At 49.4% G+C, this 15,692-nt stretch carries 19 protein-coding genes; 7 read left to right on the plus strand and 12 right to left on the minus strand.

All coding sequences use genetic code 11. From position 1 onward, the window contains the following. Window positions 1-152: 152 nt before the first annotated feature. A complete protein-coding gene (locus Q0144_RS05485; RefSeq protein ID WP_298062433.1) occupies window positions 153-791 on the minus strand; it encodes a hypothetical protein in 639 nt (212 codons plus the stop codon). 175 nt (window positions 792-966) lie between these two features. On the opposite strand from Q0144_RS05485, the gene Q0144_RS05490 reads away from it, so the two are divergent. From Q0144_RS05490 to Q0144_RS05515, 6 genes are all read left to right on the plus strand, one after another. Beyond that, on the plus strand, window positions 967-1,689 hold the full coding sequence (locus Q0144_RS05490) for a DUF1963 domain-containing protein (protein ID WP_298062435.1): 723 nt from the start codon (window positions 967-969) through the stop codon (window positions 1,687-1,689). Window positions 1,690-2,013: 324 nt separating this feature from the next. After that, on the plus strand, window positions 2,014-2,823 hold the full coding sequence (locus tag Q0144_RS05495; protein ID WP_298062437.1) for an SMI1/KNR4 family protein: 810 nt from the start codon (window positions 2,014-2,016) through the stop codon (window positions 2,821-2,823). A gap of 143 nt (window positions 2,824-2,966) precedes the next feature. After that, window positions 2,967-3,356, plus strand: coding sequence for a DUF4299 family protein (locus Q0144_RS05500; protein ID WP_298062439.1), 390 nt, complete (start codon window positions 2,967-2,969; stop codon window positions 3,354-3,356). Further along, entirely contained in the window at window positions 3,353-3,898 is a 546-nt protein-coding gene (locus tag Q0144_RS05505) for a DUF4299 family protein (RefSeq protein WP_298062464.1), read from the plus strand. The genes Q0144_RS05500 and Q0144_RS05505 overlap by 4 nt, the downstream gene beginning before the upstream one ends. Before the next feature lie 12 nt (window positions 3,899-3,910). Further along, window positions 3,911-4,072, plus strand: coding sequence for a hypothetical protein (locus tag Q0144_RS05510; RefSeq protein WP_298062441.1), 162 nt, complete (start codon window positions 3,911-3,913; stop codon window positions 4,070-4,072). A 10-nt stretch (window positions 4,073-4,082) separates the two neighbouring features. Next, entirely contained in the window at window positions 4,083-4,352 is a 270-nt protein-coding gene (locus tag Q0144_RS05515; RefSeq protein WP_298062443.1) for a hypothetical protein, read from the plus strand. Window positions 4,353-4,434: 82 nt separating this feature from the next. Here the strand turns inward: Q0144_RS05515 and Q0144_RS05520 are convergent, their stop codons facing one another. Continuing rightward, entirely contained in the window at window positions 4,435-5,415 is a 981-nt protein-coding gene (locus Q0144_RS05520) for a DUF3137 domain-containing protein (RefSeq protein ID WP_298062445.1), read from the minus strand. Window positions 5,416-5,556: 141 nt separating this feature from the next. Then, window positions 5,557-5,985 (minus strand): hypothetical protein, encoded by a 429-nt coding sequence (locus tag Q0144_RS05525; protein WP_298062447.1) that lies wholly within the window; start codon window positions 5,983-5,985, stop codon window positions 5,557-5,559. 213 nt (window positions 5,986-6,198) lie between these two features. On the opposite strand from Q0144_RS05525, the gene Q0144_RS05530 reads away from it, so the two are divergent. Beyond that, window positions 6,199-6,483 (plus strand): hypothetical protein, encoded by a 285-nt coding sequence (locus Q0144_RS05530; protein ID WP_298062450.1) that lies wholly within the window; start codon window positions 6,199-6,201, stop codon window positions 6,481-6,483. Here the strand turns inward: Q0144_RS05530 and Q0144_RS05535 are convergent. The 9 genes from Q0144_RS05535 to Q0144_RS05575 all read right to left on the minus strand — a co-directional run. Next, window positions 6,455-7,171 (minus strand): tetratricopeptide repeat protein, encoded by a 717-nt coding sequence (locus Q0144_RS05535; protein ID WP_298062451.1) that lies wholly within the window; start codon window positions 7,169-7,171, stop codon window positions 6,455-6,457. The genes Q0144_RS05530 and Q0144_RS05535 overlap by 29 nt on opposite strands. A gap of 481 nt (window positions 7,172-7,652) precedes the next feature. Then, window positions 7,653-9,449 carry an arginine--tRNA ligase gene (argS, locus tag Q0144_RS05540; RefSeq protein ID WP_298062453.1) on the minus strand — a complete coding sequence of 599 codons (1,797 nt, stop codon included), beginning with the start codon at window positions 9,447-9,449 and terminating at the stop codon, window positions 7,653-7,655. A gap of 5 nt (window positions 9,450-9,454) precedes the next feature. After that, window positions 9,455-9,664 (minus strand): twin-arginine translocase TatA/TatE family subunit, encoded by a 210-nt coding sequence (locus Q0144_RS05545; RefSeq protein ID WP_298062455.1) that lies wholly within the window; start codon window positions 9,662-9,664, stop codon window positions 9,455-9,457. A gap of 10 nt (window positions 9,665-9,674) precedes the next feature. Continuing rightward, window positions 9,675-10,289, minus strand: coding sequence for a guanylate kinase (gmk, locus tag Q0144_RS05550; RefSeq protein ID WP_291936305.1), 615 nt, complete (start codon window positions 10,287-10,289; stop codon window positions 9,675-9,677). Beyond that, window positions 10,289-12,373, minus strand: a complete 2,085-nt coding sequence (locus tag Q0144_RS05555) for a hypothetical protein (RefSeq protein WP_298062457.1) — start codon at window positions 12,371-12,373, stop codon at window positions 10,289-10,291. The genes gmk and Q0144_RS05555 overlap by 1 nt, the downstream gene beginning before the upstream one ends. A 57-nt stretch (window positions 12,374-12,430) precedes the next feature. Further along, window positions 12,431-13,072, minus strand: a complete 642-nt coding sequence (locus tag Q0144_RS05560) for an ATP-binding cassette domain-containing protein (RefSeq protein WP_298062459.1) — start codon at window positions 13,070-13,072, stop codon at window positions 12,431-12,433. A 2-nt stretch (window positions 13,073-13,074) separates the two neighbouring features. Beyond that, the gene (tsf, locus tag Q0144_RS05565) at window positions 13,075-14,139 is read right to left on the minus strand and encodes a translation elongation factor Ts (protein ID WP_298062461.1); all 1,065 of its coding nucleotides are present in this window, start codon (window positions 14,137-14,139) and stop codon (window positions 13,075-13,077) included. Beyond that, the gene (gene rpsB / locus Q0144_RS05570) at window positions 14,139-14,936 is read right to left on the minus strand and encodes a 30S ribosomal protein S2 (protein ID WP_297896475.1); all 798 of its coding nucleotides are present in this window, start codon (window positions 14,934-14,936) and stop codon (window positions 14,139-14,141) included. Before rpsB ends, tsf begins: the two co-directional genes overlap by 1 nt. 282 nt (window positions 14,937-15,218) lie before the next feature. Continuing rightward, window positions 15,219-15,692, minus strand: a 474-nt coding sequence (locus tag Q0144_RS05575; protein ID WP_298062463.1) for an amidohydrolase family protein, incomplete at its 5' end; no start/stop codon positions are given.

Raw genomic sequence — 15,692 nt, forward strand, 5'->3', positions numbered from 1 at the left:
TTCCGCCGCCCGAACGAGCCTTAAATTTAAACCGCGTTTCGCCGCCGAGCTACAAACCAAACCTGTGCGCCAAATCCTGCCGAGCTGCGCAATAAAATTTAACTTTTCATCCGGCCGAAGCTTCGCACGCAAAGCCGCGATAAGCAAAAAGATCAGATAAATTCCTTCTCCAAAGGCTGCATCGCGTTGCCCTCGGCGTCAAAAAGCACCCGCCCGCAGACCTCGCAAACCTCGTTCCTAGGAGAGGGCTCGTCCGCGTCCAGCTGCCACGCGAACATCTCGCCGCACTTGCAGTTTATGACGTAAAGGATCTGCCTTTTGCGGCGCTTGCCCCACGGCGCGATATCCCAAAACGGCTCCTCGTGCTTTGCCATTTTCTTAAAATCCCGCTCGGCGTTCTTGTGCGCGATAAATAGATAATAAGCGTCGCTATGAAGCTCCAAAGTAAAAAGCCTAAAATCGCTCTTCTTCAGCGCCTTTTGAAACTCGTTCATCAAAAATAGGCTCGCATCGCCGCGCTCGAAACCCTCTTTTTTCGCTTCTTTTTCGAGCCTTGCGTAAATTTTATCGCAGTCTAGTGACACGCCGCTTTGCAGCGCATCAAGCCTAGAGCTGATAAATTTGCCTACATCGCCCGTCTCGTCCTCGCCGACCCAGTCAAGCATCCAAACAAGCCCTTTTGCGATAAGCGCGTTCAAAAACTCGCCGTCATTCATCTCGCCCGTTTTCTCAAAACCGCCCGTCTCGCCTGCCGTCAAATGCTTTAGGACGCAGCACTGATCTTTCGTCATTTTCGCTCCTTTGATTAAATTTGCCGCCTACATGGGTCTGTCTAAATTTTACTCTCAAAAAGCTTTAAGCTTACTTTTCGCAACTCCTTGCGCTGCAAATTTAGCTCGCGGCGGCGGGTAAAATTTACGCTATAATTTCACAAAAGCGCTAAAATTCCAACCGAAAAGGACGCAAATGCAAACGGATCTGCAAGAAAAGATTAAGGAGCTGCAGCGCAAGATCGCGCGCGAAATCACCTATTTTCAGACGGGCGGCGTGAGGCCGCGAGGCGCTATCGATGAGTGCTGGATCGGTCGCGTGCTCGCTTACGCGGCGGACGAGGAGCTGCCTGTGGATCAAAACGGCGTGCCGATGCTCCCTCTGGCGCAGTTTTACCTGCCCGCGCTACCCTACGTGCCGCAGGTCTTGGACGGCGTCAAGCTGCTTGCGGTCTTCATCTCGCACGATCTCATCGGCAAATTTGATGAGAATATGGACGGCCTGTGGGCGATCCGCGAGTATAGCGACGTAAGCGAGCTCGTCATAAAGGAGCTTGCAAATCCGCGCTCACAGATAAGACCCTTTCCTTTGCAGCCCAAATTTGCCGTGGACGATACGCCCGTTTGGGACGACGGCGGGCTGGAGCCTGACGTCGTGCATGAAATTTTAGAGCTTAAAAGGTCGGTCGGGCTCTATTATTCCGACGTCACGGCTGGACTGGAGTATCACAACTGCACGAAGCTCGGCGGCTACCCCTCCTTTTGCCAGTCAGGAGTGAGCTTCGGCGAGGGCTATCAGTTCGTTTTTCAGGTCTCTTCAGACGAAAAAGCGGGCTTTAACGTCATTGACGGCGGCAGCTTGATGTTTGCTAAAAACCCGCAAAGCGGTGCGTGGAGCCTGTATTATGATTTCGATTAGGCGTGCGAAGATAAATTTAGCTCGCTTGCAAAATTCCGCCGCTTCAAACAGACGCCGGGAGCGAGTAAATTTATGATGAAATTTTATCGGCGTGCAGCCTTGAGCTCGCTCGGCGCGGATTAAATTTAGACGGCACCCGATCTAGGTTAAATTTAAGCCGCCAAGAAGCGAGCCGAATAGATGCAGGTGAGCCGAATACAGCGAGCGGGCTGTGAAAAATTCGGCGCCGCAAAATTTTAAAATTTTATAGCCCGAGATTTCGGCTTCGAGCTTGGAATTTAAGGCGCGTTTGAAATTTTAACCCGTAAATTTAAAGGAGCGAAAATGAACGCAAACGAGCTTGCAAACATCTGGCGCAAGCCGATCTACCTGCCATATCTGCAAGATCCGCTCACGCCCGAGGCACTGATGGCCGCAGAAGAGGAGCTGGGGCACGCCCTGCCGCGCGAACTAGTCATGATGCTAAGCATCCAAAATGGCGGCTACCTGCGCTACGAGCTAGAGGGCTACCCGCTGGACGCCGTCAGCGGCATCGGTGAGGCGCATCCGTCGCTTACGCGCTTTAGCTGGGGCGAGGAGCGCGAGTGCGTGAGCTTCGAGCTTGACGGACTGGTACCCTTCAGCGGCGACGGGCATTGGTATCTGTGCCTGGACTATCGCGCGAGCGAGGAGCCTGCGGTCGCCTACATCGATGTCGAATGCGATGAGCAAAGCATCATCGCGCAGGATTTTGCTTCGTTTTTGGCGCTTTTGCGGCTCGACACGGGCGGCAAGATCGCGCTGCAAACAAAGCTCGATCTAGACGGCACGAAGGCGCGGCTGGAGGAAATTTTGGGCGTGCGAGCTAAAGCTGCCGATCCGCAGCTTTACGGCTTTAGCGTGTATAATTTCGCTCGCGAGGGCGGCGTGCTGAGCCTTAGCCCGAACGAGGTTCGGCTCGGATTTGCCAGGCGGGGCGAGCGGCGGTTTAAAGAGCTTAAAAACTTCAGCGAGCCCGCCCTGCGCTATGCTGAGCTGGACGCGGACGCGATGATACTTGACGTTTTCAAAGAGGAGCTGATGAGTGAAATTTTGCGCGAGCTCAAGAGTGCAGGCTTGTGCGCACAGAGCCTAAAAGACGCGGTCGGCGCGTAAGATTTTGCGATTATTAGTGAGTTTTGTGCGGGCTGCGGCGCACGCTCGTACAACCAGCAATACGGGCTTGCGAGCGTAAATTTAGCTCGCCGCGGCGGGTAAAATTTCGCTATAATTTTGCTAATTTAGCAAAGGAGAAAACGATGAGCGTAGAATTCCGCGTTAAAAATAAAAAGCGACCGCTATTTATGGGGTATTCGGACGCCATGAGCGTTAGCAAGGCATTGGATCTCCTGCCCGATCTATCGGTATTTGGCATAGACGAGAGCGCCGAGGACTTTGACGAGAGGGCGTTTTTAAAATCGCCTTTGAGCGAGTATGAGTGTTTGATTTTGGGCGTGCGGGGCAAGAGCGGGCGCGGAATGGAGCTTAGCTACGATGAGGATCAGCAAAGCTACGCCGTGCGCGTAAATACGCCCGCGACGGTCTTTGATTGGGTTTTGGCGATCTCATATCTGCAGGCGCTATCTAAGCAGCTGGGGGGGGCGAGATCGCGGATGAAAACGGCGAAATTTACGCTCACGACAGGATAGAACAATTCGACTACGAGCGCGATATAGCGGCGGGGCTACATTCGATAGATCAACACTTAAACGGTGATACGGAGGTAAATTTTTGCTACGGGGTGCAGAGGCCTTTTGCGATAAACCGCGCGATGATGGATGAAATTTTAGCCTCGTATAACCCCACCGCCGAGTTTAGCAAGCGGCTGACCGAAGTGCAATATCTTGACGCTTACAGCGCGCACCAGAGGTTTTACCGAAATGGAGATGACGGCACGATAATGGGCTCATACGCGCTCACGCAGGACCTGCCCACTATCCTGCCTTACAAGCCGTTTGTGGAGTGGCAAAACGCGGAGATGCTGAAAAATAACGACGTCGCGCGCTGGCAGATCGCGCTCATAGGCATAGAGGGCGACGAAAACGACGCCGATAACTACCATGCAATCGCCGAGCTGGAATACGACGAGTTTATCGCGCGCCTGCCGAAGCAAAACTACCGCTTCATCGATGCAAGCTATATTTTGGTGGATGGGCTAAACGCCGAGCAGCTAAAGGCGCTGGCAGGCTAAATTTTACTTGCGGTGAAATTCTACAGAATTTTATCGAGGATTGACGCCACAAAATTTAAAGGGGCGGGATTTGCGGTAAATTTCGCGGCGGGCAAAATTCTAAAAGATGGAATTTTATCGCGATGCAAATTTAAGAATTCCACCACGATAAAATTCCGTCGCGATAAAATTTAGAAAGGTTAAAATGAAAAGGACCTACTACGATCTAAAAATTTACGATAACGGCATGATGCGAGGCGTGCTGCAAGAGGACATCGAGGCACTGCCGTTTTTCGACTACTGGCAAAAGATGAGCCTATGCTCGACGCAAGGTATCTATATAGACGAAAATGGCAAAGAGCACAGGCTCGTATATCTGCACGACTGGGAAAAATTTTGCAGATTATTCGCTCGAGAACAGGAGCTACTTAAGCACGCCCCCGCCGGTAGCAAAAATGAGCGATCCGATCCGTAGCGGATCTCGGTCGGCAGCGGAGAATAGCGGCGATCCTAGCTGCAGCGCAAGTTGATTTTATCCGCCAAATAGCGGCGCACGTTTAATCAGCCAAAATCGCCGCCCCGCTTAAATCCGGGTTTAAATTTAGCTCGTCTATGATAGATAAAAGCTCTGAAATTTCCTTTTTTATCTGCGCGGCGTCCTCTAAGCTCGGCGGCGGCGAAAAAAGCGTTGTTTCAAACTTGTTTTTCGCTCCGTTTAAAAATAGATAAAGCTTATCATCCATAAACGCCGCGCTCAGCCCCATTTTCCCCGCGAATTTTTCCTTTAGCTCTCGCAGGCGCTCCATAAATGCGGGCGTCAAAAGATACCTCGCCTCAACCTTATCGTCCGCAAAGACCCGAAATTCTTTACTAAAAAACACGTCGTCCATCTGCTCTTTTTCGCCTATAAATTTAGTATTTAACGTGCGACTTGCCACTATCGTTTGCCCGCTAAATTTCTTGTAAAACTCGCAGACCAAGACCGAGCCGCTGAACGCCTGCATATCCTTCATGGCCTCCCATGCAAAAATTATTGCGGATAGCAAATTTAGCGCCGCCGAGTCGCTTAGCTCCAGCGTCGCGCCGTTTGGGATGCGGATCGCTTCGCTGAGGCTAAATTTGACGCCGTTATAAATGCCTCCGATTTGATCTTCGGCGCGAAACTCATCGGGCGAATAGATGCCGATTTTGCGAAATTCTTTACGGCTGATGCCGGCAAACGGATCGTAGCTAAAATTTGGATCTACCTCGTGAATAGCGGCGCGGACGAAAACGTCTTTATAAAACGCTTTGTAATCTCCCAGCTCGCTGGTCACTCGGCTCGCGTTAGCCATTAGTGCGGCTTGAAAAAACGGAATATAGATAATGATGAAAAATAGCGGTGCAAGGCGATTTTCAAAAAGATGCCATACGGCAAATCCGCCGCCTACGGGCAGCGCTATTATAAATAAAATTCCTAAAAACAGATACTTTATAAATGCTAGCCGGCACTCTTTTTGCTTTTTGGCGGTGGCAACTATTGCTTCGTTTATATTCAAAATTTTACCTTTTTCTAAATTTACGCAGCGGATTTCGCGCCTGGAGCGAATTTTAGCAAAATTTACGCCGCAAAGATACGGCGGCGCGAGTAAATTTTATTCGGCGGATTAAATTTATAAAATTTACGCCGCAGCGGCGATCTACTCGGACGTGCGCTGATTTAGCCGCGCTCCCAGATTGTCTGCGCCCTCTTTTAACACCCCAAATCCTGCCGCGGCAATACAGACAAAATTAATTAGCGAGCCCCTCCCGCCGACGTTTAAAATCCTAAAGCCTACAATCCACAGCGCCGCGCCGAAGCCAAGCATGCACACGGCGGTCGCGATCCCCAGCTTGCGGCGCAGGGGGCTTGGTTTGCGCGCTACCTGAACCCGCGTAATCACGTAGCTGCCCGCGTATCCTCCGCGGATGAAATACGCGCGCGCAAGCTCGCCCTCCTCCACTGGGATATCGTTAAACTCGCCGCGCAGCTTCACGCCGTCTATCTCGAAAAATACCCAAATTTTGCTATTTCCTCTTGCAGCGTGGACGCGGAGATTTCGAACCTCGCCCGTGATCTCATATTCCAATTTACCTCCTCAAACACAGCTTTGCACTTTGCTTTCGCGCTAAATTCCGCGCCGTAAAATTTTAAAATCTAAATTTATACCTTGCTTGCAGCGCCGTCCGTAAAATTTTAAAGTTGAGATTCTGCAAGCCCTGAATTTAGAGCTAAGCCTTAAAATTTCATAGCGATAGAATTTCAAGTAAAGCTCCGATGCTAAATTTAGCAAGCCGCATGCATGGGGTATCTATGCCTTGCCGAATTTCGCACGTCGCAAAATCGCGGCGAAATTCCGCGCGCTATAAAAGCTCACAAACCCGCCGTGGTAGTATCCCAATCAAGCCACCGCAAAATTAATACCGCGCGACAAGCGGCGCAAGGCAGACAGCGCACGACAGACGCCTTGCGACGAACGGCGCACGGCGAGCAATACAAAACAGACGGCGCACGGCAGGCAGTGCAAACCAACAAACGTGCGCCGGGCTACCAAGCGCCTACTTCTTTAAAATTTGCTCTTTCATGAATTCGTAGAGCTGGCAGGATTTTTTATTGCCCGCGTCGCAGCCCTTTTTGACGCATCCGAGCCCCTTGGAAAATCCGCGCAGATCCCCCTTGATCACATACAAATAGCCTAAATTATTGCAGGCATCGCCGTAGCCCAGCTCGCAGGATTTAGTGTAAAGCTTCTCCGCCTTGTCGCGATCCTGCGGCGCGCTGAGACCCTTATCATACGCAACGCCGGCGTTATAGCAGCTATCCACTAGCCCGCCGTCGCAACCTCGCTCGAAAAAGCTCACTGCCTTTGCCGGATCCGCCGCGAGCCCAAAACCGCCCGTGAAATAGACCACGGCCGCATTATGACAGCTCTTGGCGTAGCCCAAATCGCAGGCCTTGATATAATGCCGAGCTGCCGCGGAGAAGTCCCTACTCAGCCGTCCCCTTTGATACAGGTTGCCTAGCTTGTGGCAGGCTACGGCGACGTTTTTATCGCACGCTACGTCATAAAATACGCCCGCTTGCGTCGCATTGCCCTCGCCGTCGTATAGGGCTCCCAGATCAAAGCAGCTATCTTTCTCACCCGCCTCGCAAGCCTTAGCAAGAGCGAGCCTGGCGCCTTCGTAATCTCCGCGGGAGAGCTTGTCGCGCCCCAGCTGTGCGCAGCTTACGCCATCGCCGCGGTAGCATTTAAACGACAAAACGGGTGACGGCAAAAAAGCACCATAACCAAGACGCAAACGGCGATAGAAAGCGCCGCTATGTCGATGATCTTTCTAATATCTATCCTTTTTGCGGCGATGCGCCGCGGGACTTAAGGAGTACTCTTCCAGGCGAATCCCGCCAAGGAGAATTTTACGAATTAAATTTCCTCGTATGAAATTTAATCTGCACAAAAATTTTAGTACCTCAAGCCTTGTTTTAAAATTTTACTTCGAACTTCCACGCCGTAAAATTTTAAAATTTTGAAATTTTGAAATTCCGCAAGCGGTAAATTTACGATCGAATTTTAAATTTTACGAACGGCGCAGTAGCAATATCGCGAACTGCTCGTAAAATTCTAAAATCGAAATTTTACGAGCTGTAAATTTAGAACTAGCCTTAAAATTTCATAGAAGTAAAATTTCGCTTTGTATTTTAAATCATAAAATTTCGTTCGTGAGATTTAGGCTATCGGCGCGAATGTAGCCTGTGCGGCTACATTTTTTCTTTCGCGCTTAGGCCCATCAGGGCAAACGCCGTGCGGATACTAAGCGCCACGAGCGCGAACAGCTTGAGCTTCGCATCCTCGTTCTCGCTGCCTACGACGCGGTTTTCGTTGTAGTATTTGTGAAAGTCCGCCGCGAGCGCCTTTAGGAAATCGGGCAGCTTCTGCAAGCCGCGAGAGTTAAAGGCGTCGTTTAAAATTTCATTCAAGCCAAGCGCCGCAAAAGCTAGGCCGAGCCCCGCTTCATCCAGCGTGCAGAAGTCCGCGCCTAGGACGTCCGCCTCGCGCTTGCCCGCTTTGGTAAAAATTTGATTGACCCGCGCGTGGGCGTAGTTGATGTAGAAGATCGGGTTGCTGCTGTCCTCGCGCGCGAGCTCGTCCACGTCGAACTCAAGCGGCGTCTCGCCCTTTTTGCTGATGAAGATAAATCGCATAGCGTCTCTGCCGATCGCGGCGAGCACGTCGCTCATCAAGATCGCGTTGCCCGCGCGCTTGCTCATCTTGTAGGTCTGCCCGTCTTTGAGCAAATTTACCATCTGCATTAGGATGATCTCGAGCCTGCTTTCGTCATAGCCCAGAAAATGCACGGCAGCCTTTAGACGCGCGATGTAGCCGTGGTGATCGGCGCCCCAGATGTTGATGCAGCGCTCATATCCGCGCTCAAATTTGTTGTTGTGATAAACGATGTCGCCCGCAAGATAGGTCGGACGCGCATCCTCGCGGATGACGACGCGATCTTTTTCGTCGCCGAGCTGCGATGAGCGGATCCAAATTTTGCCCTCCTGCTCATACATCTTGCCGCTGCGCTCAAGCTTCCTAATCGTTGGTTCAAGCTCGCCGTAGAGGCTCTTTTCGCTAGCCCAGTTTTGTATATGGATGCCCGCGTCTGCGAGATCTTTTTGGATGATCTTTAGCACTTCATCTTTAGCAAACTCCGCAAGGATCAAAACGCGCGATTCGTCACGGAAAATTTCATCGCCAAATTGGGCGCGCGCAAGAGGGATGATCTCGTCGATATACTCGCCGCGGTAGTATTTCTCGGGGTAGCTCACGTCCTCGCCCGCAAGCTCGCGCGCACGAAGCGCGATCGAAGTGCCCAAAAGTTCGATCTGATTGCCCGCGTCGTTGATGTAGTACTCGGTATCGACGCGGTGCCCCAGATAGCGCCCGATGCGCGCGAATGTATCGCCGTAAACGGCGCCGCGCACGTGCCCGATATGAAGCGGACCGGTCGGATTGGCGCTGATGTATTCAAGCAAAATTTTTTGCGGCATAGCGGCAGAATTCTGCGCTTCATCGCAATTTGATGCTACGACGGAATTTGACGCCGCCTCGGAATTCTGCGAAATAAAATTTTGCCTAGTGGCGGAATTTTGCGATTTGGCGGTGTCATTGCCGCTCGCAGCCAGATTTGCAGCGAAGCCTTTGCTAGCAGGCTCACTCGCGCAAATCCTTTCCGAAGCCGGTAAAATTCCGGCTCCGAGCTTCGCGTCGTTTTTTGCAAAATCACGACCCAAGCTAAGAGCATTTTCAGCAAGTGCGCCCAACACAGCAGGCTTTAGGTGAAAATTTAGATAGCCGTTCACCGCCGTGGCGCTTAGAATTTCGCTGTCTTTAAATTTAGCCGCAAGCTCCTCGGCGATGAGCTTAGGCGCCTTTCGCAGCTCCTTAGCCAGCGCAAAAGCCTCGGGCGAAGCGTAATGAGCCAAACTTTTATCTTTGGGTCTTTCTAAAACGACTTTGCGAGATAAAATTTTAAAAATTTCGTTTAAAACTAAATTTTTCAAATCCTTTACGCCTTCTTATTATCGCTAATTTCGGCGTCTCTAACCTCTTCCTCGGCCTTTTTCTCGACCTTTTCAGGTGTGTCGTCCTCCATCTCTTTTTTGAAGGTCTTAATGCCCTTACCTACGCCCTTTGCAAGCTCGGGGATTTTTTTAGCTCCGAAAAGTAACACGATAATCGCTAAGATAATTAGCAGTTGTTGAACGCTTACGCCCATTTTTTCTCCTTTAAATTTTCCAAATTTCGATTAGCTTGCCTATGTCGCGGCTTGCCGTTTCTAGTTTGATAGTTTTGTAGATTGATCTTAAATTTTCATACGCCGCTTCCAGGCGGTCGTTTATTATGAAATAATCATACTCGCCTAGGCGCTCCATCTCCTCTTGCGCGTTTTGCAGGCGTAAAGCAATATCGGCGGGATCATTATCGCCACGAGCGCGCAACCTATCTCTAAGCTCCGACAAGCTCGGCGTAGTAATAAATACGCTAGTAAGCTCGCTTTTAGGCACTTTGCTACGCACGATCTCATATCCTTGCACATCAATGTCAAAAATCACGATCTTACCCCGCTCAAGCTCGCTCGTAGCGGCTTTTAGCGAAGTACCGTAGTATTTGCCGTGGACCAACGCCCACTCTAAAAACTCCCCGCGCTCGATGCCTGCGCGAAACTCGCTCTCGCTTATGAAGTGATAATTCACGCCATCCGCTTCACCCGCACGCATTTCGCGCGTCGTAGAGGAGATCGAGAAGTATATCTGCTCGCCAAATTCTGCGATAAGACGCTTTATAAGCGTGCTTTTGCCGCTACCGCTAGGACCGGAGACGAGCAAAATTTTGCCTTTCACTATCTATCTCCAAACGATATGTCGATATTGATCTTAAAGTCTTTCAGCGCGTCTTTGGCGTCCTTGCTGCCCGCAAATCTCTCGATTGTACTTGCGATGCCCGCTTCCAGATCATCGCGCAGTTTGGTTTTCAGCTCCTCGGCGCTCGGTTTTTTGCTATGCTCGTTACGCAGTGGCTCGCTTTTGGCGCTGGGCTCCAACTCGCTTGCCATAAGGCTGGCAAACTCCGCCGCAGCCGAAGCAGCAAGCTCATTCGGCATAGCTTGTGCGCCAAATTTCATCTCATTTGCCTGCTCGGGCGCACCAAATTTATGCGCTTTAAATTCGGTGCGCTCCGAAGCCTTTAATATAGGCTTTGAAGCATTAAATTTTATCTGCTGCGCGGCGCTCTTTGCGGGCTTACCGGATTTAAATTGCTCGTTATCCGCAGAGTTTGCGGCAAACGAGTTTGCAAAATCGCCCTCCATAGCGCGCAAAAATCCGTCCGCAAACCCGCCAGCAACGCTATCAGATTGCTCGCTTTGCTTCGGTAAATCTGAGGCATCTAATATGTGCGGCAAGTTTAGCTCCGAAAAATTTGGCGCAGGAGTAGAATTTATAATCCCGGTATTGCTAGAATTTGCAGAAGCTGCGAAATTTGCGCCAATTGAATCCCCCGCTTCATTATGAGCAGACATAGGCGTATTCTGTGCAAGTCCACCAGTAAATTCCATACTTTGAAACGGAACGGCGTTATAAAGATTTTCGCGAGGTATATCGCCCGCACCCGCTAACGCAATCGGCATATCTGAAGCGACCTCGTATTGAGACGAAATTTGCGTTTTTTGAAAATCCGTAGCCGTTTTATTTTTATCATGCGCAGATCTTTTCTCCTCTTTTTCATCGGAAGCAAACGCAGCCGCGGCAAAATTATCATATCCGCCAAACTCCTCCACGGGCATGCCGGCACTATCGAAAAGCCTGGAAAAATCCATATCAAATCCGCTGTTAACAGACGCGCCAGCTGCATCTTGCACTACTTGCGAAGCAGAATTTTTTTCATCTGTTTTATAGGCAAATGAGCCGTCTGATTCATGCTGTTTAAGCGTAACGTCCGCAGAGTCTTTCGCTTCCTCTAGATTAGGCGCAGCGTCTGTCTTTTTTTCAACAGTAGTTTCATTAGAGCTGCCAGCTCTTTGCGGCTCGTCTTGCTGCGCAAGCGGTAAAGTTTCGCTTGCCTGTGCGACCAGAATTTCATCTTCTGTCTGCGATTTATTTGTTTTGAAATTCTTAGGATTTTCATCGTCTAGAGCTGCTAAAGCTATCGGAGCGTCATCCTTTGCGAGTGGAATTTCATCTTGAGGCGCGTGATTACTTTCGGCGGGTTCGCTTGTGCCGATACTATTTAACGGCACATCCTCAGGGATATCGCTAGCAGCTAAGTTTAGAGGCATATCGTCTGCGATATTATCCGCAATCTTTTCTGCAACGGCGTTAAGCGGCGTATCATCGGCGATAGTGTCCGCAAGAGCTGCTTCATCTGCAAGCTGCGAGAGCGGAATATCATCTGCGATCTCGTCCGTGCGCGGCATATCGCCTACCAACTGCGAAAGCGGCACATCATCTGCAATCTCGGGCGCTATATCGTTTGCCAGCTGCGAAAGCGGTATATCCTTGCCGGAGTCATAAAAGCTATCCACAAGCTCTTCAAAATTACTACCCGAAGAGGAATTTGCCTGATCAATCGCATCGATCTCTTTCATCACAGAGCTTGCATCGGCAAATTCTTTCGCCATTTTTTCTTTCGCCTGCACGCTCATATTTTGAACCGAAAACTCGCTGATAAACGTGATGAGCTCAAGCGGTGAAAAAGGCTTGGTAAGGGTGTATCGCGCTCCTGGCGCCGAGACATTCTTAGGCGTCAGAAACAGCGTCTTATTAAGATCAAATTTTGAAATATCATCGCCATCTTCATAATTTTTTATCGTCAAATCATATTCACTCTCGTCCGCACTATATGCTACCAGATCCGCACCGATGCGCTCGCAGCAAATATTTACGACACTTGCAACCTGCTCATTGTGATTGTCAAGTAGAATTTTCATTTATGACCTTTTAGAAAGAATTTGGGCTATTGTAAGATATTTTTGGTTATTAATTGCTTATATTTGCGCTAAATTTCGGTTATTTAGGCGATAAACTTTGCAGCATTTTTGCGCTAAATTCTCATCGTGGGTCACGAGCACGAGCGCGCCACGACTGGATTTTACGTAATCAAAAATCACGTCCATGACCTCGTTTGCGGTATCCTTGTCTAAATTTCCAGTAGGCTCGTCGGCAAAGATTATGCGCGGCTTTTTGCAAAGTATGCGGGCAATGCTCACGCGCTGTTGCTGTCCGCCGCTAAGCTCGCCCACGCCTTGAGCAAGCGTGTTTTCTATCTTAAGCTTTTTTAAAATTTTCTGATCTATCGCGTTATTCGTAAGTTTGGCGACGAGTTCGATATTTTCGCCGGAGGAAAAACCCTTAAAAAGGTAGTGAGATTGAAATATTATGCCGAAGTCGTTGCGGCGAATTTTAAGCCTCTCATCGGAGCTTAGCTCGTAAATACTGCGCCCGCCGTAGATCACTTCGCCCGAGTTCGGTTTTAAAAGCGTGCATAAGATATGAAGCAGAGTTGATTTGCCGCAGCCGCTAACGCCCAAAATAGCGATGCTCTCGCCCCCTTGAACGCTTAAGCTTACATTTTCAAAGAGCGTATAATCATACGCGTGAGTAAGATTTACGCCCTTTAGAAGTTCCATATTTAGCCGATTTGAGCCGCTACTTCAGCTGCGAAGTCTTCGCTCTTTTTCTCTAGGCCTTCGCCCACTTCGAAGCGGACGTATTTTACGATCTCGATCTTACCGCCTAGTTTTTTAGCTTCTTCCTCGATCACCTGCTCGACGGTTTTTTTATCGTCCATTACATAAAATTGCCCTAGCAGCGTGAGGCGCTGATCGATTTGAGTATTATCGGCGATGAAGCGATCGATCTGGCCCGGTAAAATTTTATCCCAAATTTTTTCAGGCTTATTTTGCTTGCGAAGCTCGTCTTTTAAAACTTCGATCTCTTTGGCTAAAATTTCGTCCGTTAGATGCGCGCGCGAGCCGAACTGCGGGATCCTATGAAGCGGTTTGCCCAAGCGCACGAACTCCTCATTTTCCTTCTCAAACTCGCCTTTAAGAGCTAAAAATTCCTTCTCGATAAAATCGGGATCAAGCTCTTTATAGCTGATAACCTGCGGTTTCATAGCAGCTGCGTGCATGCAGAGATTTTTTATAAGCTCCTTCGCACCCTCTGCAGTCCGCTCACTGTCGCAAGCTGCGGCGATGATGACGCCTACGCGACCGTTTGAGTGTAGGTAGCCGTTTACCACGCCGTTTGCGCCCGCCTTAATCGTTTCAAATCTTCTAACGACCAAATTTTCGCCAATCGTAGCGATCTGACTCTTTAGATGCTCGTCAAATTTAACGCCGTCAATGATGCTGGAATTTAGCTCATCAATGCTGCTAATGCCTTTACTTTGGATATGTAGAGTGGTATTTTTAACTAAATTTATAAAATTTTGATTTTTAGCTACGAAGTCGGTTTCGGAATTTATCTCGCTTATGGTGGCGATTTTGTGATCCGCGCCCACTTCGACGCTCACTAGGCCCTCGCTAGCTAGGCGGTCGGCTTTTTTAGCAGCCTTTCCGAGACCCTTTTCGCGAAGCAGATCGACGGCTTTATCCATATCGCCGTCTGTTTCAACTAAAGCCTTCTTGCAGTCCATCATCCCCGCTCCGGTGCTTTCGCGGAGCTCTTTTACCATTTGCGCGCTGATTTCCATTACTCTTCGTCCTCGCTTACGTCAAAATCCTCTTCGCTCATCGCCTCGGCTACGACTTCCTCTTTCTCCTCGTCGCTGACAGCTTCGCTCTGCTCGCCATCCTCGCTCGCATCTTGATCGCGAAGCGCCTTGCCCTCGTTGATCGCCTCAGCCATCTCTTGGCAGAAAAGCTGAACCGAGCGGATCGCATCGTCGTTGCCAGGGATCGGGAAATCGACTACGTCCGGATCGCAGTTTGTATCCAAAGGCGCAATAACCGGCATTTTTAAGCGGTTAGCTTCCGCTACGGCGATCTTTTCTTTAACTACGTCAATGACGAAGATCATATCAGGAAGACCCTTCATATTGCGAATGCCGCCTAGATAAAGCTCGAGCTTCTCTTTTTTGCGGCGAAGCATTAGCGCCTCTTTTTTGGTTAGTAAATTTATCGAGCCATCCTCTTCCATGGTCTCGATTACTTCGAGCTTGCGGATCGATTGCTTGATAGTGGAAAAATTCGTTAGCATGCCGCCTAGCCATCTGTGGCTCACATAAGGCATGCCGCACTTCTCGGCGTACTCTTTTAGCGTCGCGCCGGCTTGTTTTTTGGTGCCTACGAAAAGTATCGTCTTGCCCTCTGCAGCCGCGTCGCGTACGATATTATAAGTGTAGCGGAAGTAGCGGATAGTTTTTTGTAGATCTATGATGTAGATACCTTTTCTCTCGCCGAAAATGAATTTTTTCATCTTCGGATTCCATCTGCGCGTTTGGTGTCCGAAATGAACGCCGCACTCTAGCAAATCTCTCATTGTTACCATGAGTTTTCTCCTTGTGGGTTTCCCCGAAATTTAGGTTTCTCCTCCACACCCGTTAACATTTGTTTTTAACAAACGCAACCAAATTTTAGGATTGGTGTGTGTGAATTGAAGGTGGGATTATATTTAAAAATAGCTAAATTAAAGCTAAATTTAATATAATCCAGGCCCCTGCGCGGTTAAATTTTGTGCCGTAAAGATGAGACGCTAGCAAAGGTCGCGAGCAAGATTATTTATCAAATTTAAACTCATTAAATTTAAAAAACGGCAAATTTGCTCTAAAATTCACTCAAAAAATCCCTTTTTCACGAGCTCGCCCTCTTTTACGCAAAACTCCCCTTTTGCGATCACGCTATCTAGGTTTAGGGCTTCGTCAAATACCGCAAAATCGGCGTCAAAGCCTACTTTTATCTCGCCCTTGCCGCTTAGATTTAGGTATTTTGCGACGTTTTTGCCCATCATACTTAGAGCTTGCGGGATGGTTAGGATTTTATTTTTGACGCAGGCCTGAATGACCTCTAAATTCGTCTCGCACGAAGCGCAGCCGTAGCCCACTAGCGCGCCGTTTTCGTCAAATCTAGGCACGCTGCCGTTGCCGTCCGAGCTCATCGTTAGACGCTCTAAATTTAAGCCGTTTTCAAGACCATAGGCGATAGCTTCGTGAAGCGGGGCAAATTTACTTCCGCCGCTCGTGATGTCGATGTAGCCGCCCATTTTTTGAAATTTGATCGCCTCGTCAAAGAGCTCCTTCGTCCGCGC

It is taken from the genome of uncultured Campylobacter sp. (assembly GCF_938045345.1).
Taxonomy (GTDB): domain Bacteria; phylum Campylobacterota; class Campylobacteria; order Campylobacterales; family Campylobacteraceae; genus Campylobacter_B.